The organism is Streptomyces sp. NBC_00433, from assembly GCA_036015235.1.
Lineage (GTDB): Bacteria > Actinomycetota > Actinomycetes > Streptomycetales > Streptomycetaceae > Actinacidiphila.
In genome coordinates, this window is record CP107926.1 from 5,097,077 (window position 1) to 5,113,686 (window position 16,610).

Genomic DNA, 16,610 nt, shown 5'->3' on the forward strand with positions numbered 1-16,610 from the left:
AGACGTCCGCGCAGCCGAACGCGAACTGGGTTTCTCGCTGCCTCCGCTTCTGAGCCTGCTGTACCGAACGGTGGCCAACGGTGGGTTCGGACCTGAGTACACCCTGCTACCCCTGAGCGGAGGAGGCCGGACGGTGATTTCCGAGTACGAGACCCTGCACCGCGGCTGCCCCGATCAACGCGCGGACAGCGGCTGGACGCCTGTACGCATTCCGGGAAAGCCCCCGTGCAGTCACCCCGTCCTGCCGGGAGACCGGTGCCCCGAGGAAGGCCGAACGGATACCCGCTCCTCCCGCATCGGCAATGCCTGAGGGAAAATGGTATCAATGGCGATAGTATCTGCGTCGATACCATCTCTCGTGGGAGCGTGCTGTGCGTCGTTTCATCGGGCGGGACCGCGAGCTGGACGTACTCGGCAAGGCCCTGCGATCGGTCCAGGATGCCGTCGGGTCGGCGAAGCCCGGTCAGTGCATCCTCATACGCGGACGGAGGCGCGTCGGCAAGTCCAGCCTCGTTGAGGAGTTCCTCCGGCGCACCGAGACTCCGTACCTCTTCTACACCGCGGCGGGTGGCACGGCGCAGGACGAGCTGACGGAGCTGCTCGACGCCGTGGCCAGATCCACCCTGCCCGAGCGCGGACTGTTCTCGGACGAGACACCTGAGCAATGGAATGCGGCGTTCAGGCTGCTTGCCGAGGTGCTGCCGGACGACACCCCCAGCGTCGTCGTCATCGATGAGGTCCCGTATCTGATGGATCGAATCGACGCTTTCGAGGGGGTGCTCCAGCGGGCATGGGACCGCCTGCTCAGCCGAAAGCCGGTAATCCTCCTCCTGGTCGGATCCGACCTGTCGATGATGGAGGCGCTGAACAGCTACGACCGCCCCTTCCACCAGCGCGGTCGGGAAATGGTCGTGGGACCGCTGACCCCGGCCGACATCGGGGAGATGCTCGACCTGCCGCCGGCGGCCGCGTTCGACGCCGCCCTGATCACGGGCGGACTCCCGCTGATCTGCGCGGAGTGGCAGGCAGGAGACGATATCTGGGCTTTCCTCCGCGACTCGCTGGACAACCCGATCTCCGCGCTGCTGGTCTCCGCCGAGCGGTCACTGGCTGCGGAGTTTCCGCCGCAGGCGATGAGCAGGGAAGTCCTGCGGGCCATCGGATCCGGGGAGCGAACGTTCACCAACATCGCGCGCGCCGCAGGCGGCATTGCACACACCACCCTCACCCGGGCCACGGACATCCTGACCGGGAAACGCGTGGTGGCGGCCGAGCTGCCCCTCTCCCTGCGGCCGTCCAAGGAGCGTCGCTACCGGGTGGCCGACCCCTACCTCCGGTTCTGGCTCGCGTTTCTGGATCCGCACATGGCGGAGATCGAGCGGATGCGGGGAGATGTCACGCTGAGCCGGATCAAGGAGCAGTGGACGAGCTGGCGGGGGCGTGCGATCGAGCCCATGGTGCGGGAGTCTCTCGCCCGTCTCCTGCCGGACGGGCGCCTGCCCGGCACCCCGGCGATCGGCGGGTACTGGACCCGCGGCAACGACGTCGAAATCGACCTGGTGGGTGCCGACCGGCAGCCGGTCGCCAAGCAGTTGCTCTTCCTCGGCTCGGTCAAGTGGCTGGAGAATTCCGCGTTCGACAGCCACGATCTTGCCGCGTTGCAGAAACATCGAGGCGCGATCACCGACGAGCCGGTGCCGCTCGTCGCAGTCTCTCGCAGCGGGGTCAGCTGTTCTGGGCTTCAGGCGACGTACGGCCCAGAAGAGTTGCTGCGTGGCTGGCGCAGAGCATGAACGCGGTTGAGCCATGTGGTTGCAGCTCCGGGTGCATTCAATGCCGTTCGGTACCGTCCGGGCAGCGACGCAGAGGGAGAGCACCCGTGAACCACACCAAGTGGAAGCTCGCCCGCGAGCGGGAGGCCGCAGAAGGCTACGCCGAACCTCCCGAAGTGGAAGCGACGCGCACGGAGATCCGTATGGCCTTCGACCTTGGGCAAGCGGTGTACGACCGCCGGACCGAACTCGGGATCTCCCAGGCCGAACTCGCCGGACGAGCCCGCATGACGCAGCCCCAGGTGTCCAAGCTCGAACTCGGTGGCACCGTCCCTACCCTTCCCCTGCTCGCCCGGCTTGCCGGCGCACTCGACGCGTCGCTCAACATCGCCCCCGACGGCGAGACCCCCACCGTCGAGTTCATCGCGCACGCTGCGTGAGAGTCACTGGTCTCAGTCCTGGTCTCACTCGTCGGCGTTCAGGCACGTCCGACTGCCCACCCGTCGACCGTTCCGCCGCAGGTCGGTACACGCGTGTCCGTCTGCGATCGACGACGTGACCCGTGGGAAGGCGTGCCCAGGGCAACCCCTCACGAGTTCGAATCTCGTATCCTCCGCCAGTGCCTCACCGTGCACGACGTCGAAGGAGCTGGTCGGACGCCTGCGCTCGGACCGGGTGATGCTCCGCGACGCCGGCCCCCGCCGCTCCACCCCGGGTGGCGGGCAGCCCCGCAAGCACGGCGGTGTCCTCACCTTCGCCAAGCCCGACTCCTGGCACACCCCCGACCAGGCCACTTCCTGCGACACCACCCGCTACGGGACAGCCGAAGCCCTCGCCTGGGACCGGATGCACCCCCGCATTCACGCACGCGGCCCCTGGCTCGATCACTGCGGCGAACTCCCACTGATCCACGGCACGTTGATCCGCCTGAAGGTCGAGCACCTGCCCGGCGACCGCGACCCGAAACCGGTCTGGTTGTGGTCCTCGCGCACCTCGATGACCGGCACGGACATCGACCTGCGCCGGCAGGCATTCCTGCGGCGCTTCGACCTGGAGCACACCTTCCGGCTGTTCAAGCAGACCCTCGGCTGGACGGTCCCCAAGGTCCGCGACCCGGCGACCGCGGACTTGTCTACGAGCCCGGGAAAACCATCAAACGCGTCGCAACCCTCACCGAACACGTCCGCCTGAAACAGCAACAGGGATAAACGCCAGGCTTGGCCCTGAACGGGGCCCGTACACCGAGCCAATCCGAGGTGAAGGGCGCATATCCCACGGGGACCTCGACGACCTGCGGATCCGACAGGTGCGAGAGGACGCGTCGCCAGCCACCAGGGGATACGCTGTGCAGCTACCGCACAACTGACACATGGTGGGCGATCGCTCCGACAACCACAGTGGAGCGAAACGGCGTCTACCACCCTGGGGGGGGATTTCATGCGGAATCGTTTGCGCCGCGCTGTCGGCATGCTCGTCACTGCGGCCGCCCTGACCGCCGGTCTTGCCGGGGTCTCACCTCCGGCGGGCGCGGCCGCACCGGCGCCCACTTTCGGAGCGACCGTCGACGTCGTGGCACCGGGAGGCCAATGGGCCCCGTACGCGTACGACAACTCCGAGCAGGCCGAGGGGGACGTCGTCTACGCCTTCTCCGCCGTGCAGCTCACGGGTCCGCAGGCCGGTGCCGCAGGACTGCCCGAGGGCATCACGGTGGATTACACCGGCGATTGCACCCCGGTCGCCGGCTACCCGGCCGTCTTCACCTGCCCCGTCGCGCAGGGCGGGGCCAGGAGCAGCCCCTCCTTCGCTGTCGCCGCCGGCACCCCGGACCTGACGACGGCCTACTTCGGTTACGCCTACGTCCCCAGCGGCGGTGACCTGGCGGCCGGTGTGCAGACCGCACTGGCGGCCGGCGCCAATCCCGCGGGGGACACGTACGGGACCGGCAAAGCGACCGTGTTCAGCAGCGAGCACGCCGCCAGGAACACCGTCACCTTCGACACCCCCGACCTGCCGTCCGGCGGTTCCGTCAGGCACACTCTGCACGTACACGCCGCCGACCCCGGTCAACTGTTGTTGCACTTCTGGCAGTTGGACGGCCAGCCGAGGTGGCGCCACGCGGACGTCCTGCACTTCGAGGACCTGTCGACCAGCGCAGGTGTCGTGTGCAACTCCAGCCAGATGATGATGGTCGTCGGTGGGGCCAATCTCGATTGCCGCATCCCTCCGGGCGAGCAGACCATCTCCTACACGCTGACGGCCCCGGCGGGCCTGTCCGGCTATCAGCTCGCGGCGCGCACCTCGTACGACGTCTACACCGGCAGCTACGGCTTCGGCCACGAGGTCGCCGCGCAGGCCCCGTTCGACCTCAAGGGCGGCCCCCTGCGCCTCGACCACCCTCTGCTCACCCGTGACAGCTCAGGAAAGCTGAGCATCTACAACCCCACGGGCGCGTACGCCCCGCCGGGCACCATCGGCGGCGGCTGGCAGACGTACAACGGACTGACCAAGCTGTCCCCGTTCAGCGAGAACCTGCAGTACTGGGACTCCGTACCGTCTGCCTCGCAGCTGAAGGGCCGCGGCGACCTCGTCGGCCGCGACAGCTCGGGGACGCTCTGGTACTACCACCGCCAGTTCGACTCCCGGGCGCCGCTGGCCAACCGCACCAAGGTCGGCGGCGGGTGGAACATCTACACCACGCTCACCGGCGGCGGCGACCTGAACCGCGACGGCAATGCCGACCTGCTCGCCCGCGACACGGCCGGTGTCCTGTGGTTCTACGCGGGAACAGGCAATCCGAAGGCGCCCTTCGCACCCCGCACCCGGATCGGCGGCGGGTGGCAGATATACGGCAAGCTCGCCGGCTCCGCCGACCTGAACGGTGACGGCATCGCCGACCTCACCGCACGCGACAGCGCCGGAGTGCTGTGGCTCTACGCGGGCACGGGCAATGCCAAGGCACCGCTCAAGGCCAGGACCCGGATCTGCGCGGGCTGGTCCGGCTACAACCAGCTCTCCGTCGCCGGCGACGTCAACCGCGACGGCAAGGCGGACCTGGTGGCCCGCGACGCGGCGGGAGTGCTGTGGCTCTACGCCGGCACGGGCAAAGCCACAACGCCCTTCCTGAACCGTACGCGGATCGGCGGCGGGTGGCAGGTATACAACCTGATCCTCTGAGAGCACCGCAGACCGGGCACCCGCAGACAGCGATACGTCCGCGGGTGCCCGGTCCGTTGCGCGGCGGGCCCAACTCCCGTGGGCGCCCGAACGTTGTCCCGTAAGTGCTGGGCGCAGGTGAGATGATCTTGCGGTGGCTGGTGTGATCACGGCGTCGGTGCCCTCGTGGACAGCTCTGTTCAGCGGGCTGGGCCCGCGGCAGTTCGGCAGGCTCGTCACCGCGCTGCGGCGGGAGGGTGCGGACCCGGTGGGCAAAGGCCGTCCCTGGTCGTTGCCACTGGAGGACCGGGTTCTGCCGGTCGCCGCGTACTGGCGGACGAACCTGACTCTGCGGCAGCTCGCCCCGCTGTTCGGCGTCTCGAAGTCGGCCGCCGACCGGATCGTCGACCACCTCGGCCCGTTGCTCGCGCCGGCGCCCGCCAGCCGTGGTCAAGCAATGGAAGCCTGTCGGCTGACCCGTTGAAGGGTTGCAGTCTGGGTTGCGTTCAGCCCTGTTCGCGGGTGTGCAAGTGCTCCGGTATCGACGGCTGCGCCACGGGTCAGGACGGTGATGAACCATCCCGTACGTCCGGACGAGCAGTTCCGGCAAATAGTGCATTTCGTTCCACTCTCTCAGGTGATGCCGTCGCCACCGTCTGATCCGGTCGGCTTGGGTGCGCCAAGCTTGAGCTGTGTCGCACGGGTGCGGCGGCATGTCTTTGCTCGTGCGAGATGAGGTGTGCCGTCATCGGTGAGTCAGATGGGTCGAGGCTGGCGTCGTGGTTGGTGGAGCTGGACGTGCCGCGTTTGGAGCGGGTGCTGGCGGCGCGTTCGGACACGGTGTCGCCCCCGGAGCCGAGGTCGCTGGGGGAACTGGCGGATCGCTTGCAGCGTCCGGGGTCGGTGGCCCTGGCCCTGCCCCGGCTTGCGCGGCCTGCCTTGCAGGCGGCGGAGGCGCTGGCCGCGTCGGGGACGGCCATGACGCGGGATGCGCTCGCGAGCCTGCTGGGCCTGGCGGACGTGGAGGGAGTCCGCGGGCTGGACGTGGCGCTGGAAGTCCTGGCCGATCACGCGCTCGTCTGGCCGGACAGCGGCGGGACGCTGCGTATGGCGTCACCGCTGAGGCAGGCATGGGATGCACCGTTGGGGCTGGACCCGCCGCTGGAGCAGTTGCTGGCGGGAGTGACGTCCGAAGGATTGCGCGGAATGCTGGCCTCCTTGGGCGTCAAGCCGCCCGGCAGCAAGCAGCAGCGGCTCGCGGCTGTGGTGGATCACCACAGCGATGCGAAGCGGGTCGTCGCGGTGGTCGCGCAGGCTCCGGCGGATACCCGCAAGCTGCTTGAACGCCTGGCGAAGTCCGGGTCCCAGGTTCCGCGGTTCGAGGTGTTCGGCTCTCCGGAGCCCACCTCCGGGCGGGCGGCACGGTGGGCGCTGGAGCGGGGACTGCTGGTTCAGGACCAGTACCGGTACGGGCCGACCCGGATGCCCGCCCAGATCGCGATGGCTCTGCGTGGACCCGGTTGGCATGCGCCGTTCGAACCCGTACCTCCCGTCGCGCGGACCCAGCCGGTCACCGCGGAGGAGGTGGAACGGGAAGCGGCGGCCTCGCTCACGGCGTTCGTCTCGCTCACGGCGTCCGTGCTGTCGGTGTGCGCTGCCAAGCCGCCCGCCAGGCTCAAGTCCGGTGGTGTCGGGGCACGCGAACTGTCGCGCCTCGGCAAGGCGGCGCGGTGTGACGAGGCCGTCGTGCGCCTGGTGCTGGAGACGGCGTACGCGGCCGGGCTGCTGGCACGGGACGGGGATCTCGTGCCGTTGACCGAGGCGTACGACGCCTGGTCCGAGTTGGAGCCGGGGGAGCGGGTCCCGCTGCTGCTTCAGGCGTGGTGGGCGATGGTGCTCACCCCCGCCCAGGCCCGCGACGAGGAGGGCAAATCGCTTCCCGCTCTCGCCGGGACACCGCCTTGCGACGGCTGCCGGCAGGCCAGGCAGGGACTGCTCACTGCTGCGGCGGACCTTCCGGCCGGGCAGGGGGTGCGGCGTACCCCCGATCTGGGGTCGCTGGTTGCGTGGCACCGCCCGCTCGCCGATCAACTGCCGCAGGACGAAGCGCCGTTCGCCACCGTCATCCGGGAGGCGGAAATGCTCGGTGTCCTCGCCCGGGGAGCCCTGTCCGGCCTCGGGGCGGCCCTGCTGGCCGGTGATGCGGCAGCCCTGTTGTCCACCGCGTGCCGGCTTCTGCCCGCCGCCACCGGGACGGTGCTCATCGGCGCCGACCTCACGGCCGTCGCCGCCGGGACCCCGGCAGCCGGGCTCACCGAACTCCTCGACTCCGTAGCTGACCGTGAGACCGGCGGTGCCGCATCGATGTGGCGGTTCAGCGCCGGGAGCATCCGCCGGGCCTTGGACGCCGGACGTACCGCCGACGGCATCGCCGAGGGGCTGGCCGCTGTCGCCGCCGGGCCCCTGCCGCAACCGCTGTCGTACCTGATCGCGGACACCGCGCGGCGCCACGGGCGGGTTCGCGTCGCCCAAGCGGCCTGTGTGATCCACAGCGAGGACGCCGCGCTCATGGCCGAGATCGCCGTGCACCGCAAGCTCGCCGAGCTGGGCCTGCGGCGATTGGCCCCGACCGTGTTGATCAGCCGCGCCCCCCTCGCCAAGACCCTCATGGCGCTGCGGGCCGAGGGCTACGCACCCGTCGCCGAGGCCGCCGACGGCGCCGTACGCATCGAAAGAGAGGAACGGCGTCGGGCCGCCCCGCCGGTTCCCGCTCCCCGCCGCGCCCCGAGCAGTGCTGATTCACGGCTCCTGTCCGGCGCCGTCCAGCAGGTGCGCGGGCCCGGCAGCCTGCGGGACCTGGCAGCCAGGCTGTCTGCCGCCCCGCCGTCGAGCCCGGAGCCCGACCCGGACAACGGAGTCCCCTTCGCGACCGACACCGAGGAGATCATCGCCGGGTACGCCGATCGGCTGTCCCTCACCGATGTTCGCCAGCTCGCCCATGTCGTCAACACCGGTCACGCGATCACCATCGAGTACGACGCAGCCTCCGGCGGTCACAGCGTGCGGAGCGTCAGCGAACTGGTCTTGGACCCGCCCTACCTCCGTGCTTGGTGCCATCTCCGAAACGACGAGCGCGTCTTCACGCTGTCCCGCATTGCGAGCGTCATGCCCGCATCGCCCTTGTGAGCACCGGAAAGCTTCCGGCTGGCCGGTGTAGCAGGTTCTGAATTGACGGAGGATCGTGCTGGTCAGTGAGCCGTTGCGTCGAGACGAAGCCGTGCGGGGATGACGGGGCGCTCGCCGGGTCCGAGGTTGCGATTGGCATTCCCTGGGGTCCGGGGCGCTTCGAAGGAGAACCCGAGTTCGGCCAGGAACCCTGTGCCTGGCTGCCAGCCTTCAACTGCAGAAGCAACCACTTGGGTGTAGTCCTGTGCGGCGAGTTCACGGAGGAGGGCGGAGGCCACCAGGCGGCCCAGCCCCTGGCGCCGATATGCAGGGTGGATAAGGAACAGGCCGAGCGAGCAACCGTCTGGCGTCGGATACCGGAGCACGGAGTCGATCACGCCGACGATTCGGCCGTCGACGGTGATGACGATGAGAGCCTTGTCCTGGAAGGCCGCACCCTCAGGCAGGGCGTAGTACAGGCTTTGGACATCGCCGGGCGCGGCAGGTTGGCCCGTGGTGGCCGTGAACCAGTCCTCAGCCCCGTCGAACAGTGCGAGCACGTCCTGCTCGTCAGCCGGTTCCAGATCTCTGATTTGGACTTTTCGGTCACCGAGTGCAAGGTCCAGCAACATGGCGGCAGTCTAATTCCAGCGTCGCCGTCTGCGCTGGGCCCGGTGGCAACAGGAACGGCCACCCCGTGATCATCGGGATGACGGTGTGTCTGTACGGCCGCGCAGGGTCGCTGTGGGTTGATCGTCGGGCGGTCCCGGCAGGGGTCTGAACACCAACCGACGACCGTGGCACGTGCTGAGTGTCGCGCTCTTTGCCGAGGAGTCCCCATTGTGAGACCGACCCTGCGACATGCCACGTTCCCTCGACGTGGCGCGGGAGCCGCGTGTGAGCGGAGACGTCCGGCCAGGCGTGCTGCCGTGCTGCTCGCCACGGTGGCGCTGCCGGCGGCCCGGGTGGTGCCCACGGCCGCGCCCGCCGCGGCGGCGCCCGTGACGCTCACTTTCAACGCGGGCGCCGACCAGCCCTTCACCGTCCCGTTCGGCGTCACCCAACTGACCGTCACCGCCACCGGCGCCGCGGGCCAGAACGGGACCATCGGCGGCGCAGGCGGCAACGGCGCCACCGTCCCCGCCACCCCGGGCGCCACCCTGTTCGTGAATGTCAACACGGGCGGCGGGGGAGGCGGCTCCGGCTTCCCGGCCGGCACCGGCGGAGCCACCTGCTCGCAGTTCCCAACCACCGGCGGCACCAACGGTGCGGCCGGCGACGGGGACACCTCCTCTGTCGCCTTCATCCCCCACGCGGCGTGAGGGCCACTGGTCTCAGTCCTGGTCTCATTCAGCTCCGTCCGACGGCGTTCGGAACCCGGACCACCACCTGGTTCATCGCAGGTCATACCGGCTCTGGCCCGTGGCGCACGCCGACGTGACCCGTGGGAAAGCGTGCCCAGGGCAACCCCTCACGAGTTCGAATCTCGTATCCTCCGCCAGCGCCTCACCGGGCACGACCTCGTAGGGCCCCGCTGCTCGCCCCGGAACTGCTGCCGTTCTCCCGGACAGCAGCTGACGGCTTGGCGTTCCTTCCCCAAGTACGCGTCGGGCGAGCGATCTTGTCCACCGATCGCCGGCGGATACGCGCCCGCGGCCTGGGCGGCACCGGCGACTGGACCGCGTGCCTCGCCAACTGGCGGATGCGGTACGCAGTACCCCGCTTCGTCCACCTCGGCGGTAGCGACCGCCGCCTCCGGCTCGGCCTCGGCCTCCCCGAGCACCAGCGGCTCCCGCACACCTTCCACGGCTCCTTCGGGAAGTGGGCGTCGCCTCGTCGGCGCCGGCCACCCCGATCCGACACCCCCTCCCGGGTTTTCCGCGGGCTTTTTTGGGGCCGCTCGCAGGTGGTCACGCCGGCGGGCGAGCCGATGCCCGGCCCGCAGCCGGGCGCACCCGCGGTCAGGGAGGTCCACCGGGCATGGCATGCCCGAGCAGCCGTCGCCGGCACGTGCCGACGACGGCTGCTGACGCGTGACGCATCCCGTGCATCCCGTGCATCCCGCGAGTCCCCCCCGGTCCGCGTTGCGGGAGAGGCCCCGACGGCCCGCGTGAACGGGTGAGCCGGGGGAAATTCCCGCTGTTATGCGGAATGCGTTTACGGGGTGTCGAGGGTGATGCGTTCGGCGAGGTAGTCGTACCCGTCCTGAGGACCGTCGCCGATGGTCACCCAGACCTGCTGGCCCTCGTGGAGTTTTGCGAATCCTGGCATCTCGATCGCCGCGAAACCGGCCCAGCAGCCGCCGGGAGCGGAAGGGGAATCAATGACTCCCCATCCTTCGTCGTCGTGCCAGAAACGGACGACACCACGCTCGGGCATGAGGAACGTCGCCTTTCAGCAGGAAGTCGGCGAGCAGGGATAGGCGGAAAGCTTGAAGTGCCCATAGTACTGCAGGGTGGCGACGCCTCCGCCGGGAACAGCCCAGGTGATGACGTCGGAATAGGCGATGCTGTTGTTGTCGTGGGCCGGGTTGTAGGTGCCGTGGATGATGTACCGGCAGATGACACCGGGATGCGGGGCCTGCTTGGGCTTGGTGACGCCGTTGAGCGCCCAGATCTGGCCGGCCTCGTTGACGGTTCCCGCCGCGGTCGCGCAGGCCGTCGTGCTGAGGCGGTACGACCAGGAGGCGGTCGTGCCGCCGCACGCGTGCTGGACGGTGTAGGTGCCGTTGGCGTCGACGAAGGTGTTCTGTATGCCGCAGGGCAGCACCTGCCCGGTGGGCTGGCCTGCGGGGATGACCGCGGCGGGGCCGGCCCCGAGGTCGGTCCGCTTCCCGTTGACCGTCAGGACGGAGTGGAAGCCGGAGGCGGTGACCGGTGCGGCCGTCGGGCTGTCCGCGTGGGCTGCGGAGGAGAATCCGATCATCGTTCCCGCGGCGACCATGGCGGACACGAGAATTGCGCGTATTTTCATGGAGAACCCCACCCCTGGATACTATCGTTCCCAAATGACATGGCGTTTTAAACTACCTGTGACGTCCGCGCATGTCAAACACCTTTCCCGGTGGTCGGAACTATCGGATCTTCCGCCGCGGGTGGTTTTACCCGGCATGCTTCCCGTCCGGCAGGAAACGGAATGCATTCTGCGTACCGCGTTCGTGCCGCTGAGGTGGACGCTCTGGTTGGCCCCCGCGCTTTCTGGCCGTCCCGGAGGAACAGGCTCCGGGCGTGTGTGCTGAGAATTCGTCGCCGCGGCGGCTTCGGCCGGCTGCCGGAGCGCAGCGGTTCGGAGGGGCGGGCGGGGGGTGCGGGCCGCGCCAACCGGAGGGGCGGGCCGCGGCTCTCTTCCGGACGGGCGGGCCGCCCGCGGGGGCCGACCCGCCACCGTGGGCCCACCCCGGCGGACGGACCGGCCGATAACGGACGGCGGCGCCGACCCCGACCGCGAACTGCCGGACGGTACGACACCGCTCCTGCGGGCGGTCGACCTCGGCTCGGACGCGATGGTCGTCGACGAGGTCTCCCTCGGTGGGCTGACCGTCCGCGTCGGCACAGCGCCGTCCTCACCTGGCTGGAGGAGAGGTCCGGCGTCGCGCCGCCAGTGAGCGCCAGGACATCGCGCAGGACGCGGAGTTCCTCGCCGCGTGGGCCTTGGACGAGCCGGACGGCATGGTGCTCGCGAGGGTCCGCGAGGGTCTTGGAGGTCCACACCGACGACGGCCACCCCGACCCCGAGGCCATGGGTCTCCGATATGCCGACCATCGGGACCCCGCGTGCGCAGCCAGGTACCCATCCTGATGCGGGGGGAGGGAGACTCCGCCGACCGGGGCCGTCACCCGTACGTTGCGCTCGCGAGTTGGGATCTCGTATCGCGCGGTCCTCCGCGTCCACGGGTTACAGCCGCGGCGGGACCGGGAGTTCACGGCTGCGGCATCCACGAGCTGACGGAGGACATGGCTGAGCCCCCCGCCGGTCGAGTCGGGAGGGGCCCAGTCGCGGTCGGTCAGCAGAACGCGGGCGGGACGCTCTGCTCGTACTGGAAGACGTTGCGGGGGTCGTACTTCGCCTTGATCCTGCGCAGCCGGTCGAAGTTGCCGTCCCAGTAGGCGGTCTCCCAGTCCTGCATACCGATGTTCGGGACGTTGACGTAGGCACCGTGCACGTAGGGCCGCAGCGCCTGGCTGAACTCGGCGATCCACGCCTGGGCCACCGGGGTCAGCTCGTCGCCGCTTCCCGGGACGCCGCGGGTGCCCCAGCCGGCACCCGGCTCGGAGTAGAAGAGCGCGTCACGGTGCGGGAACGACGTGCCGCCGCGGGGGCTCCTCCTGACCGCGCCGCCGAAGGCCTGGGCGAAGAAGTTGCTGTCGTCGGTGGGCGCGTCCCGCATGAACTGGGCAACGATGTCGATCGCCTTGTCCGGGAACGGCTTGTAGGTGAACTGTGAGAAGAACTTCCAGTTGGCGGGTTCGTCTGCGGTCGGGATCTGGAATCCCGCGTACACGTCGCCCCAATTGCCGACCTGGGTCGTGACGTCGGGGCCGCCGATCGAGAGGATCGGCGCCAGCAGCTTCTTCGCCTCCGCCGGCGTCCCCTCCGCGAGAACCGCGAACAGCAGGATCTGGTTCCGGTGGATCTCAAGCTGGGTGCCCAGACGCTTGTCGGTGTGGGGTGCCGTGCGCTGATAGGTGTCGAAGATCCTTTGCAGGTCCCCGATGCCGTCCCACGTCGCCGTCAGATAGGTGACGCTCGCGAGCGGCGCCACCTTGTAGGTGAGTCGGGTGACGATCCCGTAGTTGCCGTTGCCCGCGCCGCGCAGAGCCCACAGCAGGTCTGAGTTGTCCTCCGGGCCCGCGTTGATCACCTTGGCGCATTCGGCGCCCTCCGCCACGACGACCTCCGCGCCGATCAGGCTGTCGCAGGCCATGCCGAGGTACCGGGTGAGGAAGCCGAGTCCGCCGCCGAGCGTCGCGCCGGACAGCCCCACGCTGCCCTCCGTGCCCGTCGTCACCGCGAAGTTCTGCTTGGCGAGCGTGGTCACCGCTTCCAGTTGGTTGAGCCCGGCGCCGACCGACGCCTTACGGGCGTCGGCATCGATCTCCACCGACTTCAGCTCGCTGACGTCGATCACGATGCCGTTGTCGACATTGGACCAGCCCTCAAGACTGTGGCGGCCGCTGCGCACTCGCAACGCGACGTCGTGCTGCCGCGCCCAGGTCAAGGCATTCACTACGTCCTGGGTGTTCTGGGCGTAGACGATGACCAGCGGATAGTGCACGAACAGTTCGTCCCAGCCGATGCTCGCGTCGGCGTAGCCGGGGTCGTTGGGACGCACGATGCGACCGGTCAACTGTGCCGGCGGGCAATTACCGCCCTCGGACACCTCGCTCACGGTGCTCGCGCCCGGTGCCTCCCGGGCCGCGATGCCCGGCACGACGACTGCACCGGCGCCCGCAGCCGCCGTCGCCTTGAGCAACCCGCGACGGGAAAAGTCATCCATGGTCCATGTCCTCTCAATCGCCTGCGGACGCAAATGACCCTTTATTGGGTTATTCAGGCGGATCGGACAGTACCAAGCGGTGGCCACGGTCAACCGCTCCGACACGCTGCGCAACCGCAGTCAGGGCACCGTGCGGGCCTTGGGGGCGATCGGCGGCACCAAAGCCGAACAGGCGCTGCGCGCAGTCGCCGGAGGTGCCGGCCACCCGGCTCCGGTGCGAGGGGAGGCAGCCGTCGAAGTCGGCATCGAGGACGACCTGGGATTCGACGAGGACAAGACGACGGGCCCCCGTGCGGTGGGACACCGAGGGAACCGGCGAAGCAGATCCCGGTGGGCGAGCCGGAGCCGGCGACGGCGGGCCCGATCAGGCTTGATCGCCCGGCCCGCGACGGAACCCTCCTGCCACGGAGTCCGGCGTGGACCGATCCGCCTGCCCTCACGGCAACCAAAGCCGTCCTGGTCTCGGTCTGATTCACCCCTGCCCGGCTGTGCCCGCCTGTCACCCCACCGACGCTCCGGTCGCAGGTCGAGACACTCGACGTCGCCCTCGGCCCCTCCTTCGCCATTTCCCGGAGGAGTCCGCCGACGTGGGCAAACGGCTCGGCGACAGCGTGCCGGTCTGGCGTGCCGACGGCAGCAGAACCTCGCTCACCGTGGTCGGCGTGCTCGGCGACCGTGCCGCCGCGGACGCCTATACGACCCTGGCCCACGCTTTCTCGGCGTTGCCGTCGATCGCATACGTCAAGCTGCGGGCCGGAACATCACCCGCCTGGGCCGAGGCCGTGCTGAGGCAGGCGACCGCGGGTCATAACGCGCACGCCGTGACCAGGGCCGAGTGGACCCGTGATGCCAGAGCCCGCGGCCAGTCGGCCAGCCGCATCGGCCTGCTGGCGGTCCTCGCCATCATCCTTGAGCCTGGCGGGCCTGTGGATCTCCCTGGTCCAGATCACCGGCCCCATGGGCATCAGCCTCCCGTGGCCGACGATCGCCGCGGTGGCGGCAGGCTGCGCGGTCCTCGCGGTGCTGACCTCGGTCGCGTCAGCCATGCTCGCCGACCGCGGCGGTCCGGCCGCCCAGGGCTGACGTGCGGGACGGCCGAGCTCTCCGTCGTGTCTCTACCCGCACGACCGGCGCTCGGCGGCCCGCACCATGGCGGGCGCCTGCGGGGTCGGACCGTCGGGAGTCGCCGTCCGTTGCGGTGACCGCCGTCTGGCGTTCATGCCAGTCCCGCCGCGCCGGTCGTCCGTTCTTCCTAGCGTCCGTGAGTGTGCGCACCACTGGCCTGCCGCAGTCCGCTGTCAGGTTCGAACTGCTGCTGTCCAGCCGGTGTTCGACTGCACCTGAAGACGCGAAAGGCCCCTGGGATGTCCGAAGAATCCAAGCAAACCCGAATCTCTCGTCGCACCACGCTCGGCCTGTTCGGCGCGACGGTGTCCGGCGCCGCCGCCGGGCCACTGGTCCTCGGCGCCGGAACCGCCGAGGCGGCTCCGGCGACGTCGGAGGTCACCGGTCTCACCACCGGCTCGGCCACCACCCCTGTCCAGGGCCTGCACCTGACCTTCGGCGCCGACCCACGCAGCCAGATGGTCGTCTCGTGGGTCACCGACGCGGCAGTGAAGAACCCGCGGGTCGTCTACGGCACGCTGAGTGGCGGCTTCGGCTCCACGGTGCACGCGACGACGAAGACCTACGTGGACGGCACCTCCGGGCGGACGGTCTGGGTCCATCACGCGCTGATCAAGAAGCTCAAGGCCGACACCGACTACCTGTACGCGGCCCAGCACGACGGTGCCACCCCCGACGCCGGCACCTTCCACACGGCGCCGTCCGGCAGGGCTCCGTTCACCTTCACCAGCTTCGGCGACCAGGGTGCGCCCAGTGTGACGTGGAAGACCGGAGCGAACCCGGCCGACGCCTCGGGCCGGGACTTCGAGCCCAACGCCACGCCCGCCGCTGCCGACATCGTCACCGGCGTCGAGAAGGTCGGCCCGCTGTTCCATCTCCTCAACGGTGACCTCTGCTACGCCAACACCGGGCCCGACCGTATCCGCGTCTGGCGCGACTTCCTCGCCAACAACAGCCGCTCGGCGCGATTCCGGCCGTGGATGCCCTGCGCGGGCAACCACGAGATCGAGTTGGGCAACGGCAAGCTCGGTCTCGACGCGTACCAGACCTACTTCGAGCTGCCCTCGACCGAGACCCAGCCCGAGCTCGACAACCTCTGGTACTCCTTCACGGTCGGCTCGGTGAAGGTGATCTCCTTGCAGAACGACGACATCGCCCTGCAGGAGGGCGGTGACATCTACATCAACGGCTACTCCGGCGGCCGGCAGCTGGCCTGGCTGGAGAAGGAGCTCAAGTCGGCACGGGCTTCGAAGGACATCGACTGGATCGTCGTCTGCATGCACCAGGTGATGATCAGCTCCGCGACCGCCGCGAACGGCCCCGATGTCGCGCTGCGTGCGGCGTACGGCCCGCTGTTCGACAAGTACGGCGTCGACCTGGTGGTCTGCGGTCACGAGCACGACTACGAGCGCTCGTTGGCGGTGCGTGGCGTCGTCCCCGGCAGCGTCACCCTCACACCCGACCCGAGTCAGACCGCACTCGACGTGGTCGACAGCGCGCACGGCACGACGCACATGGTCCTCGGCGGTGGCGGCGTGTCCGGCATCACCAACAACAGCTTCACCACCGACGACGCCGACGGTCACGGGCATCACTCCGCATACGTCCAGATGGAGCGCGTCGGCAAGTACAACTCGGTCAAGGAGCAGGAGGCGGCGATCTGGATCGGCGTCCGCGACGCGGAGCATCCGTACGGCTTCGCCGAGTTCAGCGTCGACCCGGGCCGTCACCCCGGTGACATGACGCGCATCTACGTCACCTACTACAACATCATCACGCCCACAGGTGAGCTGTCGGTCTTCGAGAAGTTCACGCTCCAACGGCCTCGTAGCGACGGCGGCAAGGGCCGGCACTGACCCAGCGGTAGTCGTCGACGCCTGGGCCGGGACATCGTCCCG

The 16,610-nt window shown here is 69.4% G+C and carries 13 protein-coding genes and 1 pseudogene; 10 read left to right on the forward strand and 4 right to left on the reverse strand.

Annotated features, from left to right (window positions below):
- Window positions 1-371: 371 nt before the first annotated feature.
- From OG900_21895 to OG900_21920, 6 genes and pseudogenes are all read left to right on the forward strand, one after another.
- On the forward strand, window positions 372-1,793 hold the full coding sequence (locus tag OG900_21895) for an ATP-binding protein (protein ID WUH92493.1): 1,422 nt from the start codon (window positions 372-374) through the stop codon (window positions 1,791-1,793).
- An 86-nt stretch (window positions 1,794-1,879) separates the two neighbouring features.
- Window positions 1,880-2,212 carry a helix-turn-helix transcriptional regulator gene (locus tag OG900_21900; protein ID WUH92494.1) on the forward strand — a complete coding sequence of 111 codons (333 nt, stop codon included), beginning with the start codon at window positions 1,880-1,882 and terminating at the stop codon, window positions 2,210-2,212.
- A 238-nt stretch (window positions 2,213-2,450) separates the two neighbouring features.
- Window positions 2,451-2,963 (forward strand): hypothetical protein, encoded by a 513-nt coding sequence (locus tag OG900_21905; protein WUH92495.1) that lies wholly within the window; start codon window positions 2,451-2,453, stop codon window positions 2,961-2,963.
- Between the two features lie 276 nt (window positions 2,964-3,239).
- Window positions 3,240-4,946 carry a VCBS repeat-containing protein gene (locus OG900_21910; protein ID WUH92496.1) on the forward strand — a complete coding sequence of 569 codons (1,707 nt, stop codon included), beginning with the start codon at window positions 3,240-3,242 and terminating at the stop codon, window positions 4,944-4,946.
- A 133-nt stretch (window positions 4,947-5,079) separates the two neighbouring features.
- Window positions 5,080-5,355: pseudogene (locus OG900_21915) on the forward strand (transposase family protein).
- A gap of 302 nt (window positions 5,356-5,657) precedes the next feature.
- Window positions 5,658-8,111, forward strand: coding sequence for a helicase-associated domain-containing protein (locus OG900_21920; protein WUH92497.1), 2,454 nt, complete (start codon window positions 5,658-5,660; stop codon window positions 8,109-8,111).
- Window positions 8,112-8,173: 62 nt separating this feature from the next.
- On the opposite strand, the gene OG900_21925 is transcribed toward OG900_21920, so the two are convergent.
- Window positions 8,174-8,722 carry a GNAT family N-acetyltransferase gene (locus OG900_21925; protein ID WUH92498.1) on the reverse strand — a complete coding sequence of 183 codons (549 nt, stop codon included), beginning with the start codon at window positions 8,720-8,722 and terminating at the stop codon, window positions 8,174-8,176.
- 297 nt (window positions 8,723-9,019) lie between these two features.
- On the opposite strand from OG900_21925, the gene OG900_21930 reads away from it, so the two are divergent.
- On the forward strand, window positions 9,020-9,412 hold the full coding sequence (locus tag OG900_21930; protein WUH92499.1) for a hypothetical protein: 393 nt from the start codon (window positions 9,020-9,022) through the stop codon (window positions 9,410-9,412).
- An 835-nt stretch (window positions 9,413-10,247) separates the two neighbouring features.
- On the opposite strand, the gene OG900_21935 is transcribed toward OG900_21930, so the two are convergent.
- The gene (locus OG900_21935; protein WUH92500.1) at window positions 10,248-10,469 is read right to left on the reverse strand and encodes a cold shock domain-containing protein; all 222 of its coding nucleotides are present in this window, start codon (window positions 10,467-10,469) and stop codon (window positions 10,248-10,250) included.
- 15 nt (window positions 10,470-10,484) lie between these two features.
- The gene (locus OG900_21940) at window positions 10,485-11,063 is read right to left on the reverse strand and encodes a hypothetical protein (GenBank protein ID WUH92501.1); all 579 of its coding nucleotides are present in this window, start codon (window positions 11,061-11,063) and stop codon (window positions 10,485-10,487) included.
- 412 nt (window positions 11,064-11,475) lie between these two features.
- On the opposite strand from OG900_21940, the gene OG900_21945 reads away from it, so the two are divergent.
- Complete coding sequence (locus tag OG900_21945; protein ID WUH92502.1) at window positions 11,476-11,694, forward strand: hypothetical protein; 219 nt, start codon at window positions 11,476-11,478, stop codon at window positions 11,692-11,694.
- 399 nt (window positions 11,695-12,093) lie between these two features.
- Here OG900_21945 and OG900_21950 read toward each other — a convergent pair whose 3' ends face one another.
- Window positions 12,094-13,587, reverse strand: a complete 1,494-nt coding sequence (locus tag OG900_21950; GenBank protein WUH92503.1) for an FAD-binding oxidoreductase — start codon at window positions 13,585-13,587, stop codon at window positions 12,094-12,096.
- 909 nt (window positions 13,588-14,496) lie between these two features.
- Here OG900_21950 and OG900_21955 point away from each other — a divergent pair.
- Complete coding sequence (locus OG900_21955) at window positions 14,497-14,670, forward strand: holin (GenBank protein ID WUH92504.1); 174 nt, start codon at window positions 14,497-14,499, stop codon at window positions 14,668-14,670.
- Between the two features lie 281 nt (window positions 14,671-14,951).
- Window positions 14,952-16,568 carry a metallophosphoesterase family protein gene (locus OG900_21960; GenBank protein WUH92505.1) on the forward strand — a complete coding sequence of 539 codons (1,617 nt, stop codon included), beginning with the start codon at window positions 14,952-14,954 and terminating at the stop codon, window positions 16,566-16,568.
- The last annotated feature ends 42 nt before the right edge of the window (window positions 16,569-16,610 follow it).